The sequence below is a fragment of the Bradyrhizobium sp. 138 genome (assembly GCF_023074075.1).
Classification (GTDB): Bacteria; Pseudomonadota; Alphaproteobacteria; order Rhizobiales; family Xanthobacteraceae; genus Bradyrhizobium.
On record NZ_JADPKT010000010.1, the window covers coordinates 25,962 to 41,816 of the forward strand.

Genomic DNA, 15,855 nt, shown 5'->3' on the forward strand with positions numbered 1-15,855 from the left:
CGGCGAGAGCGCACGGCGGGACCTACAATTGCCGGCCCGATTAACTGTCGCTGACAGCGTCTGGGGCCAGGCTGAAGTTATCCACAAGCACTTACTATTTGGAAGTCCCAGGGGCTCCTCTTAGATGCTACCTTTGATTGTTGTGAATGAGGGGACTACTTTTGAAGATTAAGTCTATCGCCGTTAAGAATTTTCGGTCCTTCAAAAAGATGGTGGTTAATCTGGATGATTACACAGCCTTCGTGGGACCGAATGGCGCCGGAAAGTCCACTGTACTTTGCGCCCTGAACATCTTTTTCCGTCAGACGGAGGAAGCTCCGACAAATCTCATCGAGCTTGACGCCGAAGATTTCCACAACGGCAACACCAAAGAGCCTATCGAGATTACATTGACCTTCCACGATCTCGAGCCCGAGGCGCAAGCGGATTTCTCCGAATACTACCGGTCAGGCATCCTGGTCGTATCAGCGCTTGCGGAATTCAGCGACACGACGCGCAAGGCGACGGTTCGCCAGTTCGCCAAACGCAGTGCCATGAACGAGTTCAGCGAATTCTTCCGCAAATACAACGACGGGGCTGCTGCCGGTGAATTGGCGGTGATCTATGAGGGGATACGCGAGACTCACCCCGAGTTCGGTCTTCCCAAAAAGGGCAGTAAAGAAGCCAATCGCCAAGCGCTTCGATCATACGAGGAAGACCACCCGGAACGATGCGTTCTGATTGATAGCGAAGATCAATTCTACGGCTTCAGCAAGGGCGGCGACCGTCTATCCCGCTATGTCCAATGGGTCTACGTCCCCGCAGTGAAGGATGCGACCAAGGAGAACGTTGAAGGTCGCAACACCGCACTGGGCAAGCTCCTCGCACGGACGGTGCGCTCAAAGGTGAATTTCGATGGAGAGATCGCCTCACTCAGAAACACCACCCTCGATGCTTACAAGAACATCATCCAGAAGCAGCAAACTGCGCTGGACGACCTCTCGCAAGCTCTGACAGCCAAGCTCGGTGAATGGGCGCATCCCGAGGCGGTTGCGCGGCTGGAATGGACCGAGGACCCGCTCAAGTCCGTGCAGATTGCCGATCCCGCGGCGCGGCTATTCGCGAGCGAGGGAACGTTCTCAGGCGATCTCGCCAGATTTGGGCATGGCCTTCAGCGATCCTATCTTTTGGCTCTCCTTCAAGAGCTCGCCGCGACGAACGAGTCGGCGCAACCTCGGCTGATCCTGGGATGCGAGGAGCCGGAGCTCTATCAACACCCTCCGCAAGCGCGTCATTTGGCCTCGGTTTTCAAGAAGCTGAGCGAAGCAAATGCGCAGATCCTGGTTTCGACCCACAGCCCGTACTTTGTGTCCGGAAGGCATTTTGAACATGTGCGTCTGGTTCGAAGGGATGAGACGAAAAAGGAGTCCAGCATACGATGGACCACCTGCGAAAAAGTCGTCGCAAGGTTATCCGAGATATCCGGAGAGAAGGTGACGCCGATTGAGGCGGAGCGGGCGCAACTCCATCAAGCTCTGCAACCGCATCTCAACGAGATGTTTTTCACCCAGAAGCTGGTGTTGGTGGAGGGTCTGGAAGACACGGCTTACATCACCGCGTGGATGACATACTCAGATCTTTGGGATGTTTATCGCAAGTCGGGCTGCAACATTGTTGCCGCGAACGGCAAGAGCTCGCTCATTGAGCCCCTGCTGATCGCCAGGGAACTGGGCATTCCGACGTTTGTCGTCTTTGACGCCGATGGCAACGAGCAAAACCCGGGGCGCCGCAACCTTCACAAACTGGACAATATGAAAATTCTCGCCCTGCTGGACGGTGATGTAACCACGCCTTTTCCGGACAATCCGGTGTGGACGAGCAGCTATGCGATTTGGCCGGAGAATCTCGGCGCGATCCTCAAGCAGGAGGCAGGAGCCGCGCTTTGGGATACTTCCTATTCGGCGGCCACCAAGGGATTGGGCAGCCCCTCCGGCAGCTTCGTCAAGAACACCGTCCACATTGGGGATCATCTGGCAATCCTGAGAGGGAAAGGTGCAAAGATGCCGACGCTCGACAGCCTTTGTGCAGCGATCCTGGCGCTGGCTTGAGACATGGGGCAATAAATGGATTACGTGAGAGTGCGATCCAGCACGGTGAGCGCCGTCGGATACGACGAGGACGCAAGGGTCTTGGGCGTACAATTCCTCAATGGCAGTGAATATCACTACTTTGCCGTGCCCAAGGCGCAGTTCGAAGGCCTCAAAGCAGCCGCTTCGGTGGGGAGCTACCTGAACGCCTTTATCAAGGATGCCGGTTTCCGATTTAAACGAGTCAGATAGAGGAGAGCAGCGAGGAAGGACGGACGAGCCAATGATCGAGCCAACTATCACCTGCCCAAAATGCAGCAGCGAGATAAAGCTGACCGAATCGCTCGCGGCGCCATTGCTTGAGCAAGCCCAAAAGCAATTTCAAAGCCAGCTGGCAGCCAAAGAAGCCGAATTCGCGAGGAGATCCGAAGAACTTCGGGCACAGCAGAATGAAGTTGCGAGAGCGCGCGAGCAGATCGACGAGTTGGTCGCCACCAGGTTGAAAGGTGAGCGGTCACAAATCGCGGCCAGCGAAGCCAGGAAGGCCCGTGAGGCGGCAGCCCTCGAGCTCGAGAACAAGGACAAGGAAACGGCTGAGCTGAAGGAGCTGCTGGCCACGAACAACGCGAAGCTTGCCGCGGCCCAAAAAGACCAGGCAGAGCTCCTGCGCAAACAGCGCGAAATTGAGGACGCCCGGAGAGAGCTGGATCTGACGGTCCAGAAGCAGGTCCAGGAGGAACTTGCCGGCGTGAGAACGAAGGCCAGGCAGGAGGCTGAGGACGAGCTGAAGCTCAAGGTGTCGGAAAAGGATCAACAAATTTCGGGCATGGCCCGCACGATCGAGGAATTGAAGCGAAAGGCGGAGCAAACCTCACAGCAGGCCCAAGGCGAGGTCCTGGAGCTTGAACTGGAGGACGTGCTCAGGGCGCGGTTTCCGACGGATGTGATTGAACCGGTGGCGAAGGGTGAACTCGGCGCTGATGTCATTCAGCGTGTCAACGGCGCGATCGGGGTGCCTGCGGGGGTGATCTTGTGGGAGTCAAAACGCACAAAGAACTGGTCCGACGGATGGCTGCCCAAGTTACGGGATGATCAACGACGCTGCGGCGCCGATGTTGCGTTGGTCATCTCGAGCGCTCTTCCAAAGGATATTGAACACTTCGATCTGGTGGATGGCATTTGGATAGCTCATCCGCGCTGCGCAGTCCCGGTCGCGATAGCTCTTCGGCAGTCGCTCGTGGCCGTCAACGGTGCGCGCACCATGCAGCAGGGACAGCTCAGCAAGGCTGAGGAGGTTTATCAGTACCTGACCGGAAAGAGATTCCGGCAACGTCTCGAGGCCATCGTCGAACGCTTCAATGACATGCGCGAGGATCTGGATAAGGAGCGCAAGTTCATGACGCGCTTATGGGCAAAGCGCGAAAGCCAATTAAACAGCGTCATTGAGGCCACGATCGGGATGTATGGAGATTTGCAAGGCATCGCGGGGAAAGCCATGCCTGAAATAGAGAGCCTGGACACGCCACTGCTGGACGGTCCCGGAGCTGAGGCAAAGCAATCGTAAGATGACCGCAAAATCGCTTTGGGCGATGTGGGAACGCGAAGCCGAATCGGGCTAAAGTCCAGCATTGTCAACGGCAATCCCTCTGCAACCGGCCTAACCGCCGGGCTCCCGCGCCGGGGACTCGGCGTTTCGCGAGTCCGAGCCGGCGGGCTGTAACCCGCTCAAGCAGAAAGGGAGGCGGCTATGGCAAACCATGGCGGCCAGCCAAAGTCTGTTTACGTCAATGCCTATCTGCGTTGGCGTTTCGGCAAGTTGGAGCATGTGTGCTCCCACTTCCGGTCCCTTCCGGGACAACTTGACTTCGGCTTTTGACAATTTGGGCACGGCTCAGATTGGCCAGTGACGACGCCGGGGATATGTTCCCGGCGAGTGTTGCGTAGCGAGACCTGACCTCTCGGTCGGGTCTCGTTTCCTAGCTCTGCGCGTTTCAATCTCGGCCTCTTGTCGGCTCGTCGAGCCTTGCACTCATCCGCACCAGTGCATCAAAGTTTTTTCATCTTTCGACTTGGCAAAACTAGATCTGCAACGGCAGGTCAAAGGCGATTAGTTAGCAAATGACGTATCCTCTGCATCTTCTCGGCTGGAAAGCATTTCAGGATCTCTGCATTGCACTTGCCGAAGAATGCCTCCGTCGTCCCGTTCAGAACTTCTTGCCGGGCAATGATGCCGGCCGCGACGGCGCCTTTGTTGGCCGATGGGACGGAGACGATCCGGGAGCTGGTGCATCAACGATCCAGTGTAAATTTACGTCCAAACCCTCGAATTTGTCCTTGAGTATTCTCACTGATGAGTTGGAGAAGGCAAGAAAGCTTGCGAAGCGGCGCTTGGCAGCCGACTACATCATTCTCACAAATCATTCCATATCAGGCGCAAGCGAGCTAAAGATCAAGGAAGCGTTCGAAAAGCAAGGGGTGGGGCGCTGCCGCGTGTTTGGCTATGAGTGGATCGTAAGACAAGTCAGGTCCTCTCCACGACTGAGGATGATGGCACCCCGCCTGTATGGTCTCGGGGACCTCAACGAATTCCTGGATGAGCGGGCCTACGCCCAGGCGCAATTGATTCTATCGGCGTTGGGCAACGACCTTCAGCGCCTGGTCGTCACCGAAGCACACCGCAAAAGCGTGCGAGCTATCAGTGCGCACAATTTGGTGCTCCTGCTTGGTGCACCTGCTGCCGGCAAGTCTACAATCGGCGCAAGCTTAGCGATAGGCGCCGCCGATATTTGGCAGTGTGCTACCATCAAGGTGACTTCTCCGCAAGAACTTCGGGAGCGCCTGTCGCCCGGCGACCGGCAATTCTTCTGGATCGATGATGCGTGGGGAAACACCCAGTATCAGCGGCAGACTTCCGAGCTCTGGAACCAAGTCTTCCCGCTGATGCAGGCGGCGGTTGCCTCGGGCGCAAGATTCTTGATGACCTCCCGCGACTATATTTGGCAGGCAGCGAGAGGCGACTTGAAATTTCAGGCGTTGCCGATCCTCAGCAAGAGCCAGGTGGTCATCAACGTGCACGAGCTATCCACGCAGGAGAAGGCTCAAATTCTCTACAATCATGTCAAGCTTGGTGATCAGCCGCCCGCCTTCCGCGCGGAGATTAAACCAAGCTTGCCTGGAGATAGCGGAGCGGAAAGACTTTTTACCTGAGACAGCGCGACGCTTGGGATCGAGTTTCTTCGCGGGCTCCATAGATACCTCAAGAGAATCGTTACTGAAGTTTTTCGCAGAGCCTGAACAGTTTTTGTTGGAGACGATCACAAACTTATCCGCCGACTGTCGAGCTGCCATCGCGGTCGTATTCATGAATGGCGGGCAAGTGAGATCCCCCGTCTCCGAGAAGGACATCGCGCCAGCGGCGAACGCATTCGGCGAGACGATCGGCGCAGTGCGTGAGCAGCTCGTTGCTCTCAATGGCAGCCTGCTGTTGCTGTCAGCCGACGATCAGGGTCAATTTTGGACATATAAACATCCGACTGTCAGTGATGCATTCGCTCATTATGTTGCGCAGAACGCCGAACTCGTGGACATTTACTTGAGAGGGGCAAAGTCTGATTCAATCGCGAGGGAAGTCGTTTGTGCGGGGTGTATCGTCACTGGCGCTCCAGTGATTGTGCCTGATAGCTTGCATGGTCTGCTGGCGAAGCGTCTCTCCTCCCTCGAAGATTATCGAATTGCAAGCTTCCTCTCCTACCGCGCGAACAAGACCTTTTCCCTGCTAATGCTTGGAAAACGTCCAGATGTCTTGGATCGCCTTCTCCACTATCACATACCGATTAAAGACGACACTGACGCCGATCTCGCAATCAAGCTTCACGATCAGGGCCTACTTCCCTCCGAGCACCTTCAGAAGCTCAAGAGCGCTTTGGAGAACGCCGCAATCGAGCATGGCAGACGCGAGTTTCCTCCAACAACCACGACTAGGAGAAATCTTTACAGACGATGAGCGCGAGGCTCTCCTTGACCGGATCGAGACGGAACTATTCCAACGCATTGATGATCAAATAAGCCATTTGCGAGGGGAGTGGGATTCCGATAGCCCGCCCGACGAATATTTCGATCTCTTTGAGTCTGCCTTGAGAAGTTTCGTAAGCGCATTATCTTGTAGGGGAGATTACAGCAACGTTCTGCGAGCTGCGTCAGATGGGATAAGCCGCGCGCTCAGTGATATGTATGACGATTATCGGCCGAGTCCGTCAACAACTGCGCCGACGAGTTCTTCAACTCCTCAACATGCTGCTCTTTCATCCCTTTTCCGAGACGTTGACGAGTGAGCGATCTGGCCCTGATACGTTCGCGCAAGCTATTGCCAGGACTGCCGAGATCGGCGGGCATGATCGGTAGCGTTCGCCTCCGCCATAATCTGATTGGCCCGTCCTGCGCTCCGTGGTTCAATGCGTCCTATGGATGGCGCCCGCGCACCTCACACAAGACTGAATAATGGTGTCAGAGGCATGCTTATACTGGATCATACCGGTGATCGTGCCGAAGGGACGGTTGGCTATACCTGCAATCGTCGGGGGATGGCCGCGACGTTCGGGCAGTTACCGGCATGGCGCGCGCGAAAATTCGTGGCTTCCCCGTTCAATCCGGCGCTAGTCACCAGGAGGTACCGGGCGCGGGGATCCTTCAGCCGTTCTGCCGCGGGCTCGCCTGCCTCGCCATGTTCGAGGAGACGCTTCACACCGGCGACCGTTCCATGCGTCGTTGTCCGCAGCTTGGCCTGGACGATCAACCGGTAACCGTCGAGCGCCGCAGAACCGGCGCGGCTCGAACCTCGTCGAGATCGGCTTCGATGTCGTCCGAGGCATGCTGGGAGCGGCGGTCGTCGCGGCATTCGCGACCTTGACCTGCCACTGAGTATTTCCTCCAGAAGGAGTTAGAGTCCGGCCCGAAGAAGGACGGACAGATGAAGCGAGCAAGGTTCACAGAAGAGCAGATTATCGCGGTGTTGAAGGAGCATGAGGCCGGGGCGAAGACGGCCGACCTAGCTCGCAAGCACGGGGTCTCCGAAGCGACGATCTACAATTGGAAGGCCAAATTCGGCGGCATGGACGTTTCCGAGGCGAAGCGGCTGAGGGCCCTGGAGGAGGAGAACGCGAAGCTGAAGAAGCTTCTGGCCGAGCAGATGCTCGATGCGGCCGCCCTTCGCGAGCTCCTTTCAAAAAAATGGTAGGGCCCGCCGCCAAGCGCGCTGCGGTCGCGCATCTGCAGGCCGTCATGAGCCTGTCGGAACGGCGGGCCTGTTCGATCGTGGGCGCGGATCGGAAGATGATCCGCTATCGCTCCAGCCGTGCTCCAGACACGGCTCTCCGGGGCCGGCTGCGTGACCTCGCCAACGAGCGGCGACGTTTTGGCTACCGCCGGCTGTTCGTCCTGCTACGGCGGGAGGGCGAGCCGTCGGGGATCAATCGGATCTACCGGCTTTACCGCGAGGAAGGGCTCACCGTCCGCAAGCGACGGGCTCGCCGCAAGGCCGTGGGGACCCGTGCCCCGATCCTGGTGGAGGCCAAGCCGAATGCACGCTGGTCGCTGGACTTTGTTCACGACCAGTTCGCCAGTGGCCGACGCTTCCGCATCCTCAACATCTCGACGATGTCACCAAGGAATGCCTAGGCGCCATTCCAGAGACGTCGATCTCGGGGCGGCGCGTGGCCCGCGAACTGACGGCAATCATCGAGCGACGCGGCAAGCCAGGAATGATCGTGTCCGATCATGGCACCGAGTTCACCTGCAATGCCATGCTCGCCTGGTGCAAGGACGCAGCCATCGATTGGCACTTCATCGCACCGGGAAAGCCGATGCAGAACGGCTTCGTCGAGAGTTTCAACGGCCGGATGCGCGACGAGTTACTCAACGAAACCCTGTTCTTCGATCTCGACGACGCCCGCACCAAGATCGCTGTCTGGGTCGCCGACTACAATCTCCAGCGGCCCCACTCATCGCTGAAATACCTAACCCCCGCGGCCTACGCGGCCCATCTCACCGCAACGGACGATCGGCTACGCAACCCCGACCAGCTCCGCCGATCGTCCGTTGCTCCACCCGCGCCACTTGGCGTACAAAACCCCGAGACTCTAACTGCCGCTGGATGAAAATTCAGGGGCAGGTCAACCTCCGGAAATAATGCGGCCTCCCGCAACTCGCGGGTATGGGAATGTTGCTAGCTGTTCAAAATGGCCTTCACATCGCCGCTCTCGACCGCGCGGCCCGTGGCAACGACTGCATCGTCGTATGGGCGCATAAGCTCGTCCTTCGTCATGACGGTGAGGCCGTTGACGTCCCTCACTGGCAGCACTGAGTTTTTGAAGTGTCCCTCGTTCCACGCCTTGGCCGCACGCCGCTGGCTCTGCGCATACCCGTCGACATCCTCGCGGGAGAAGCCGTATTTGGTGGCGATCAGATCAGCCGAGACGCCCTGCCACATGAAATAAGGTGGTAGCGCGATGGAAGGATCCATCGCCAAGGCACCGCCGGATGCGCCCATGCCGACCCGGCCCATGGGTTCAGCGCCACCGCCGATCACGAGCTCGTGCTGCCTGTTCATGATTTGGGCGGCAGCGAAATTCATCGCAGCAAGTGCGGAGGCGCAGAAGCGGTTGATCTGCACGCCGGGTACCGTCTCGCCGAGACCCGCCTTCAGGACAGCGAACCGCGCAACGTCCGGACCGGCCTCGCCGATCGGGTCGACTACGTCGAGCATAACGTCGTCGGCGGCACCTTCGCTCAGATTGTTGCGCTGGCGCATTTAGAAAGCCATTCCGTTTCATCACGATCGAACATGGCGCAAGCTTCTCCTGGCATTCGCCGATGATATGCTCGCACCAGGCTTGCGGGCTGCCATTGTCGCAATCCAGCGACGCTGCGCACCAATCGATCTCTGGTCGCGGCTCCGATTGCGAAGCTATAAATACCAGCTGATCGCGGCCAGAAAGATCGTTGCGACCCCATGAAACTATGGCGCCATGTTCGGCTGATGAACAGTTGAGTAAAGCCATAGACCGTGGCGAATCTCTCGTGCGTGAAGCTCTTACGCTTCGGCAGCCTTTCGAACTCCGGCTCGCCAAATTGCAAGTTATCAGCGAGCTTATGCGACCAGAGCACTATCTCTTCCTTTGACGTAGACGAGCAGGCTTGCGACCTTTGCGCAATGTCCTATGCGGCGTTGCTCCTTTGGGTGGCTGGACAAAGAACTCAGATACATGGACACCAAGTGCTTTAGCAATTCGATCGAGAAGATCTATCGTTGGATTCGCATCTTGCCGCTCAACAGCTCCCATATGTGAACGGTCAATCTGCGCATCGTAGGCCAATTGCTCCTGCGGAATACCGAGATCCACGCGGATCCGCCGAACATTCCAGGCCACAAGCGCACGAGCTTCCATGCGCCAAAGCAGCCATTCGGCAGGCCATCAAACCACTGGCTATACCCGCTCTATTGCCGCAAGTTCGTTCGAACGATAGCGAACTCGCCGCGTGGGCTTACATGAAGGAGCCGGCGTTAGATCCAGATGTCGAGGGCGGCGCCCAATGAGTTGGTGCTGACGCCCTATGAACGCGCACGGTCACATATGGATTATTCCCAGATGCTGAAGACTATGGGCGCCGACTCGGAAGAAGTTGCCGGCATCGTGTTACTTCTCGCCGGCCCTGCAACCGGTTTCCCTCCTGCGGCAGCGACATCGTGACGATCCTGAAAACCGCCTGGAAGGAAGAGGGGATTCCCGGCGATGATCATCCGCATCGACCAGCACAGAGAGGCCGTATCGCGCGATTGTGATCTTGACCTCTGGGCCTAACTGCGAGGCGCTGCGCTGGCTTTCATGGTTGGTGAGCGCGCCGGGGTATGAGGCTGTGGAATCACACGCTCTCTGGCCGGCGCGGAGAATGTCAGCACTTCTGGCGGGCAAAGACGCGGTCACCTCAAGCACCGCGGTGCGCGGGACCGAATAGAGATCCGGGGGACCTTGCAAACACCAGGGTCCGATGGGGGCTGCCAGTCTCACGCAATCCATCGCAAAATGAAGAGCAATCAATCGCATTATTCGATGGTGCCGCCGGATCGATAGTTGTCGACGATTGCAAGAATTCGCCAGCGTCAAACTTCTGCTCCGCATCGCCAACTCCAATGCACGTCTCACCTGCGATGTTTGTGCATCGATCCTACGCTGATGGTTCGAGTAAGGCTGCGTAGAAACGAAGGTGCCATCGTTGCATAGGCGGAGTTCGCAATTTGGACGGTGCCACCAACGCGTATCAAATGAATCGAACAAGAGTTCCTCTTAGAAAACGGTACCATTGCGCGTTACTAGATTGAAATTCTCAACTATTGCGTTCACGCGCTCTTCACAGCTACACGTTGTCTTGCCATGAGCTGCGTTCTCGTTTGTTGGCGCAATAAGGGGGAACTGTTTTCCATGAGGCAATTTGCGATTTCAGCTGGGACGAGCGGCCAAGGGAGGCGAGGCGAGTTATCGTTGTCTGGTGCGGGATGTGCGTGTCACCGACTGTTGCTGCGGCCCCTCGCGTTGAGATCCAAAAGAACTGCGCCGCTGCGCAACCGACTCAGCACCACGTTTGGAAACACTTTGGCGTCACTTGATGCCCGTCAGCTGGGCCGAGTCACGGCCCATTGGCGAGCGCAATGCCCGGAGTCTCACCTTCCGAGATTGCTATCTTTGAAACATCGTCGCGTGGCCGCCCTCCTTCCGGCGCACTCTGGCCAAGCCTCTCCGCGAGGGGTGGGGACAGTTGTCGAATAGCGCATCAAGATCAACTTGTAATCGAAGGCGTTCCCACCAGCTTCGGAGGTCGCCGCATTTGGGAGTGTCATGTCTTCCGTTGTCCGCACCCTTCATCTAGGTCTCAACCTTCACGGCGCGGGCGGTCACTCCGCAGCTTGGCGTTGGCCGGGCACCAACCCCAGCGCTTTCTTCGACATCGAGCATTACGTTCGTGCTGCGAAGATTGCCGAGCGCGGCTTGTTGGATGCAGTGTTTCTGGCGGATACTCCCGCCATCTCCTATGACGTCACTCGCCAGCCGCCCCTCAACGGGCTTGAGCCTACGCTCGTCCTTTCCGTGCTCGCGCGCGAGACAACGCGAATCGGGTTGATCGCAACGGCCTCGACGACCTACAATGAGCCATACAATCTGGCACGACGGTTCCTGTCGCTCGATGTCATTAGTGGTGGCCGAGCCGCATGGAATGCGGTTACGACCTCCAGCCCCGCGACGGTCGCAAACTTTGGCGGTCGCCAGATCGGACGCGACGAGCGCTACAAGCGGGCCGAGGAGTTCGTTGAAACTGTCCGTTCTCTCTGGCTGAGCTGGGGGGATGAGACCATCATCGCTGATCAGACATCTGGAGTTTACGCCAATACCGATCATTTCCGGCTGCTCGATCCTAACAAGAATACATTCGCAATCCGAGGCCCGCTCACCCATCCCGGCTCGCGCCAGGGGTATCCCATCATCGTCCAGGCTGGAGGCTCGGATCCTGGTGTGCGCCTTGCGGCGCGCAGCGCCGATATCGTTTTTACCGCAGCCGGGGACTTCAAAACGGCAATCGGGGAATCCGAGCGCCTGCGCGCGCTCTCGCGTCAATTTGGCCGTCGTGCAATTCCACTCATCCTCCCCGGCCTCGTCACGTTCATCGGCGGCACGGAACAGGAGGCTCAGCGGAGAAAAAAGCAAATCGACGGGCTGCTTGATCTGACGCGCGCGATGGACGCTCTCGCACGGAGCATGGACGTGCCGGTCGAGAAACTCAGCCTCGACCGGCCCTTTCCCGAGGAGCTCTTGCCGGATCCGCACAATGTTGCGTTCTCAGTCGGTCATCACCGTACGTTCGAAGCATTGGCGAGGGAAGGCCGCACGGTTCGCGAGATCATCGGCAGCGTTCAAGCGTTCGGTCATCGCTTGCTCGTCGGTGCACCCGAGCAGATCGCCGATTCGATCGAATCATGGTTTCGCACAGGCGCGGTCGATGGCTTCAACATCATTCCAGACGTGCTGGAAGGCGGCGCGACGGCGTTTGTCGATCATGTCGTGCCGATCCTACAGAGCCGCGGTCTATTTCGCACGGAATACCAGGGGGAGACACTGCGCGAGCACCTGGGAATTCCTCACCCCGACGTTGCTGCCGAGACGTTGGCTAGGCCGTCGTCTCTGTGACGCAGTGTTTATCCACATTCATTGGAGTTTGGAGATGTCTGTTATCGAACGCACGAGCCTTTGGCCTCTCGGCATCCAGCCAAACACTCGAAGAAAGCAAAAGGCAACGGCTGTCCTGTTGGCGGTCTCAACGCTCCTGCAGATCTCGATCATGGCGTGCTGCTCTGCCCAAGAGGAGGCGTCAGCCGGCGGACCGAAACGAGGAGGCATCATTCGCTACGGGCATTTTCAAGAGCCGCCCTGCCTGTTCGGGGGGTGGGTGCAGCAATGGTATCTTCAGCGGCAGTATAGCGACAATTTGGTTGCTCGGAGGGAGGATGGCAAGATTGTGCCTTGGCTCGCAACGTCTTGGACAATTTCCGACGACAGGAAGGCATACACCTTTGAGATCAAGCCAAACGTCAAGTTTACCGACGGGACGCCTCTCGATGCACAAGCTGTTGCCGAGAACATCAACGGATGGCTCGGCAATGATCCGGATCGTCGCAATCCGACTGCCGCTCCTTACCTCGAAGACAGCTTCGAATCGGCGACAGCAATTGCCCCTCTCACGCTGCAGATAACGCTGAAGACGCCATTTCAGCCGTTGCTCAACGTTTTCGCGCAGTCCTCCCAAGGCATTTTGTCACCAACTGCGCTCAAGCGCGGACTTGCCGTGAACTGCAACAGCCCGGTCGGGTCAGGCCCGTTCATCGTGGAGAAATGGAATCACGGGAAGAACGTGGTGTTTCGCCGCAACCCGGATTACAATTCGGCACCAAGTCACGCCAAGCACCAGGGGCCGGCTTACGTTGATGGCATCAACTGGAGGTTCCTTGCGGATCAAACCGTCCGCTATGGCTCACTGCTGACGGGCGAATCTGATGTCGTCTATGATATTCCGGCAGTTGCCTGGAAGGACGCCAATTCCCGCTTCGCCGTCTTGCGGCATATAACAGGCGGCACCCCTTTACGCCTGGCGTTGTATACGGCACGGCCCCCCTTTGACGATGTGCGCGTCCGCCAGGCTTTTGCATACGCTGCTGACCGAAGAGCCGCCGTCGAATTGTCCTTCCTCGGCGCTTTGCCATTTGAGGCTAATGGAGCGCTCAGCCAGAGTTCGCCGGAATATATCAGCGGGCTCGGGCGGTCCTATGGGTATGACGTTGGAAAGGCCAATCAGCTCCTCGATCAAGCGGGTTGGACTGAACACAACAAGGACGGCATTCGCCTCAAGAATGGCAAGCCCCTCGTTGTTCGAATCTCCTATTCGAGCGCTTTTCTAAAGCCAGACGGCGAGCAGGCATTGCAGGTCATCCAGCAGCAGGCGAAAGCTGCCGGATTCGAGGTGCGCCTTCAGCCGACCAACCAGGCGGATTTCTTTGCCGGGAAGAATCTCGGTCCGGACGACTACGAGGTCGTGCTCCTCTATTGGGTTGCACCCGGCGCAGAAATCTTCCGCATTTCATGGAAGCCTGATCGGAACGGCCAGCGGAACCGCTATAATCCGTCGCGCTACCAGGATGAAGCACTGTGGAATGTCGTTCAGACAGCGGAACAGGAGTTCAACGATGGCGGACGGACTGCGCTTTATCAGCAGGCTGAACGCAATATCGTGGAGAAAGCGGCCGTCCTAGGCTTCACGGTGCTCGATGTCACATTGGCGACCAGCCCAAGGCTGAAGGATGTCTGGCTGGACCGCGGGTCGGTCGGTGAACCCGTCTTTTATGACGCTCATTTCGTCGACGTGAAGTGATGCGTGTGAATAGCGCAGCTCATGTTCGGATAGGCTGGCTTGCGGGCAGGTTCGTGTCCGCTGCGACTGTGGTGTGGCTAGCTGCGACCTTCACGTTCCTTGTTCAATGCCTGATGCCCGGCGACCGCGCCCAGATCATCATCAACATGGCGAGTGGCAACGTTGGAGAGGCCTCTCCAGCAGAGCTCGCGGCGGTCAACGCAAAGTACGGCTTTGATCAGCCACTCGTTCTGCAATACGGCAAATACATATGGGGCATCCTGCATGGGGACCTTGGCTTGTCATACCAGCAGCATCGGCCGGTCCTTGACATCATCGCAGAACAGATTGGGCCAACCGTCATTCTAGCGGTTGCGGCGCTCATTGCGGCGTGGGTCATCGCGGTTCTGACGACCGTCCTCGTCGCCGGCCAAGACAACATGTGGTCAACCTTGCTCAGCGGAATACAGGTGTTCCTGGCGACCGTGCCGCCCTACTGGCTGGCTACAATCCTCCTCGTTGTGTTTGCGGTGCAGCTTCGCATTGTCCCGGTCATCGGGGGCAATTCCCCGATCGGGCTCGTTCTTCCAACGATTGCGTTGGCTTTGGAGTTGTCAGGATTCCTCGGGCAAATCGTTCGCAGCGAATTCACGCGTGTCCTCGAGCAGCCATTTGTCATCTCGGCGCGGGCACGAGGTATGGGTGAGCTCGGCGTCAGGTTTCGCCATGTCCTGCGTCATGCAGCGTTGCCCGGCATCACTTTATCAGGCTGGGCGATCGGAAAGCTTCTTTCCGGTGCGATTCTGATTGAGGCGGTATTTGCGCGTCAAGGCCTTGGTGGAGTCCTTGTCGCTGCGACGTCCTCTCGAGACGTTCCAGTCGTCTCGGGGGCTATTCTGATCTCCGCCGGCCTGTTCGCCGTCACCAATATGCTCGTCGATCTCACCTACCGAATCGTCGATCCCAGGATCAAGATGACATGAGCAGGGTAGGTGACTGGAGCGCGTGTTCGCAGCTGATAGAGGCGTCGGCGATCCTCCGTCGTATTCCTCTTCGGGTTCACGTAGCTCTGATCGTTATCGGTTTCTTTATTGTCGCGGCAATCGCGCCGAGTCTGCTGCAGACGCACGATCCGCTCGCGATCGATTTGACGGCACCATTGCAAGCTCCCTCATTCGCGCACTGGTTCGGAACGGACCAATCAGGCCGGGATATTTACTCCCGAATTGTCGAAGGAGCAGGTCAGTCACTCACCATCGGGCTTGGCGCAACTGCGCTGAGCATCGGCGTTGGGCTGGTTTTTGGCATCATTGCCGGCCTTGTGGGTGGCGCGCTCGACAATGTTCTCAGCCGGCTTTTGGACGTGCTGTTCGCACTTCCCACGCTGTTCCTCGCGCTTCTGTTCGTGAGCTTGTTCGGTCCATCGGTGCTGACCCTCGTTATAGCGGTCGGAGTTGGCACAGCTCCGGGCTATGCTCGGATGATCAGAGGACAGGTTCTGTCTGTAAAAGGGGCGCCTTATGTGGAGGCTGCCAAGGCCCTCGGCCATCCTTATCCACGTATCCTATGGCGGCATATCATTCCGAACGCGATGAGCCCGCTCACGGCGATGATGACGCTTGGCGTTGGGCAAGCGATCGTCTGGGCGGCGGGTGTTGCGTTTCTCGGTCTCGGCGTCGCTCCCCCGGCGCCTGAATGGGGCGCGCTGCTAAATGCTGGGCGAAACTATGTGATCTTCGCATGGTGGCTTGAGATCATGCCGGGCATTGCCGTGGTGTCGTTTGCTCTCGGCCTGACTGTCGTCGGACGCTATTTGCAGGATCTCCTGGAAGGAAAGATCTAA

At 57.9% G+C, this 15,855-nt stretch carries 11 protein-coding genes and 2 pseudogenes; 10 read left to right on the plus strand and 3 right to left on the minus strand.

Annotation, left to right across the window (positions count from 1 at the left end):
• The first annotated feature begins 161 nt into the window (after positions 1-161).
• The 5 genes from IVA79_RS07610 (at position 162) to IVA79_RS07630 (ending at position 6,069) form a co-directional block, all read left to right on the plus strand.
• Complete coding sequence (locus tag IVA79_RS07610) at positions 162-2,087, plus strand: AAA family ATPase (protein WP_247551494.1); 1,926 nt, start codon at positions 162-164, stop codon at positions 2,085-2,087.
• Between the two features lie 15 nt (positions 2,088-2,102).
• Positions 2,103-2,318 (plus strand): KTSC domain-containing protein, encoded by a 216-nt coding sequence (locus IVA79_RS07615; RefSeq protein ID WP_247474327.1) that lies wholly within the window; start codon positions 2,103-2,105, stop codon positions 2,316-2,318.
• 31 nt (positions 2,319-2,349) lie between these two features.
• Entirely contained in the window at positions 2,350-3,630 is a 1,281-nt protein-coding gene (locus IVA79_RS07620; RefSeq protein WP_247551496.1) for a DUF2130 domain-containing protein, read from the plus strand.
• Between the two features lie 554 nt (positions 3,631-4,184).
• A complete protein-coding gene (locus IVA79_RS07625; protein WP_247551498.1) occupies positions 4,185-5,273 on the plus strand; it encodes a hypothetical protein in 1,089 nt (362 codons plus the stop codon).
• Between the two features lie 13 nt (positions 5,274-5,286).
• Positions 5,287-6,069 (plus strand): hypothetical protein, encoded by a 783-nt coding sequence (locus tag IVA79_RS07630; protein ID WP_247551500.1) that lies wholly within the window; start codon positions 5,287-5,289, stop codon positions 6,067-6,069.
• 785 nt (positions 6,070-6,854) lie between these two features.
• Here IVA79_RS07630 and IVA79_RS36765 read toward each other — a convergent pair.
• Positions 6,855-6,980: a hypothetical protein gene (locus tag IVA79_RS36765; RefSeq protein WP_256465555.1), complete on the minus strand. Its 126-nt coding sequence runs from the start codon at positions 6,978-6,980 to the stop codon at positions 6,855-6,857.
• 52 nt (positions 6,981-7,032) lie between these two features.
• On the opposite strand from IVA79_RS36765, the pseudogene IVA79_RS07635 reads away from it, so the two are divergent.
• A pseudogene (locus IVA79_RS07635) lies at positions 7,033-8,218 on the plus strand (IS3 family transposase).
• 66 nt (positions 8,219-8,284) lie between these two features.
• On the opposite strand, the pseudogene IVA79_RS07640 reads toward IVA79_RS07635, so the two are convergent.
• Positions 8,285-8,871: pseudogene (locus IVA79_RS07640) on the minus strand (acetyl-CoA C-acyltransferase); the annotation flags it as partial.
• Between the two features lie 355 nt (positions 8,872-9,226).
• Positions 9,227-9,508, minus strand: coding sequence for a helix-turn-helix transcriptional regulator (locus tag IVA79_RS07645; protein WP_247551502.1), 282 nt, complete (start codon positions 9,506-9,508; stop codon positions 9,227-9,229).
• Positions 9,509-10,954: 1,446 nt separating this feature from the next.
• On the opposite strand from IVA79_RS07645, the gene IVA79_RS07650 reads away from it, so the two are divergent.
• Genes IVA79_RS07650 through IVA79_RS07665 form a run of 4 tightly spaced genes read left to right on the plus strand, consistent with a single transcriptional unit; the run spans position 10,955 to position 15,855 of the window.
• Positions 10,955-12,298, plus strand: coding sequence for an NtaA/DmoA family FMN-dependent monooxygenase (locus IVA79_RS07650; protein WP_247551504.1), 1,344 nt, complete (start codon positions 10,955-10,957; stop codon positions 12,296-12,298).
• A 34-nt stretch (positions 12,299-12,332) separates the two neighbouring features.
• Positions 12,333-14,033: an ABC transporter substrate-binding protein gene (locus IVA79_RS07655; protein WP_247551506.1), complete on the plus strand. Its 1,701-nt coding sequence runs from the start codon at positions 12,333-12,335 to the stop codon at positions 14,031-14,033.
• A 53-nt stretch (positions 14,034-14,086) separates the two neighbouring features.
• Positions 14,087-14,995: an ABC transporter permease gene (locus IVA79_RS07660; protein WP_247551508.1), complete on the plus strand. Its 909-nt coding sequence runs from the start codon at positions 14,087-14,089 to the stop codon at positions 14,993-14,995.
• On the plus strand, positions 14,992-15,855 hold the full coding sequence (locus tag IVA79_RS07665) for an ABC transporter permease (RefSeq protein ID WP_247415553.1): 864 nt from the start codon (positions 14,992-14,994) through the stop codon (positions 15,853-15,855). Before IVA79_RS07660 ends, IVA79_RS07665 begins: the two co-directional genes overlap by 4 nt.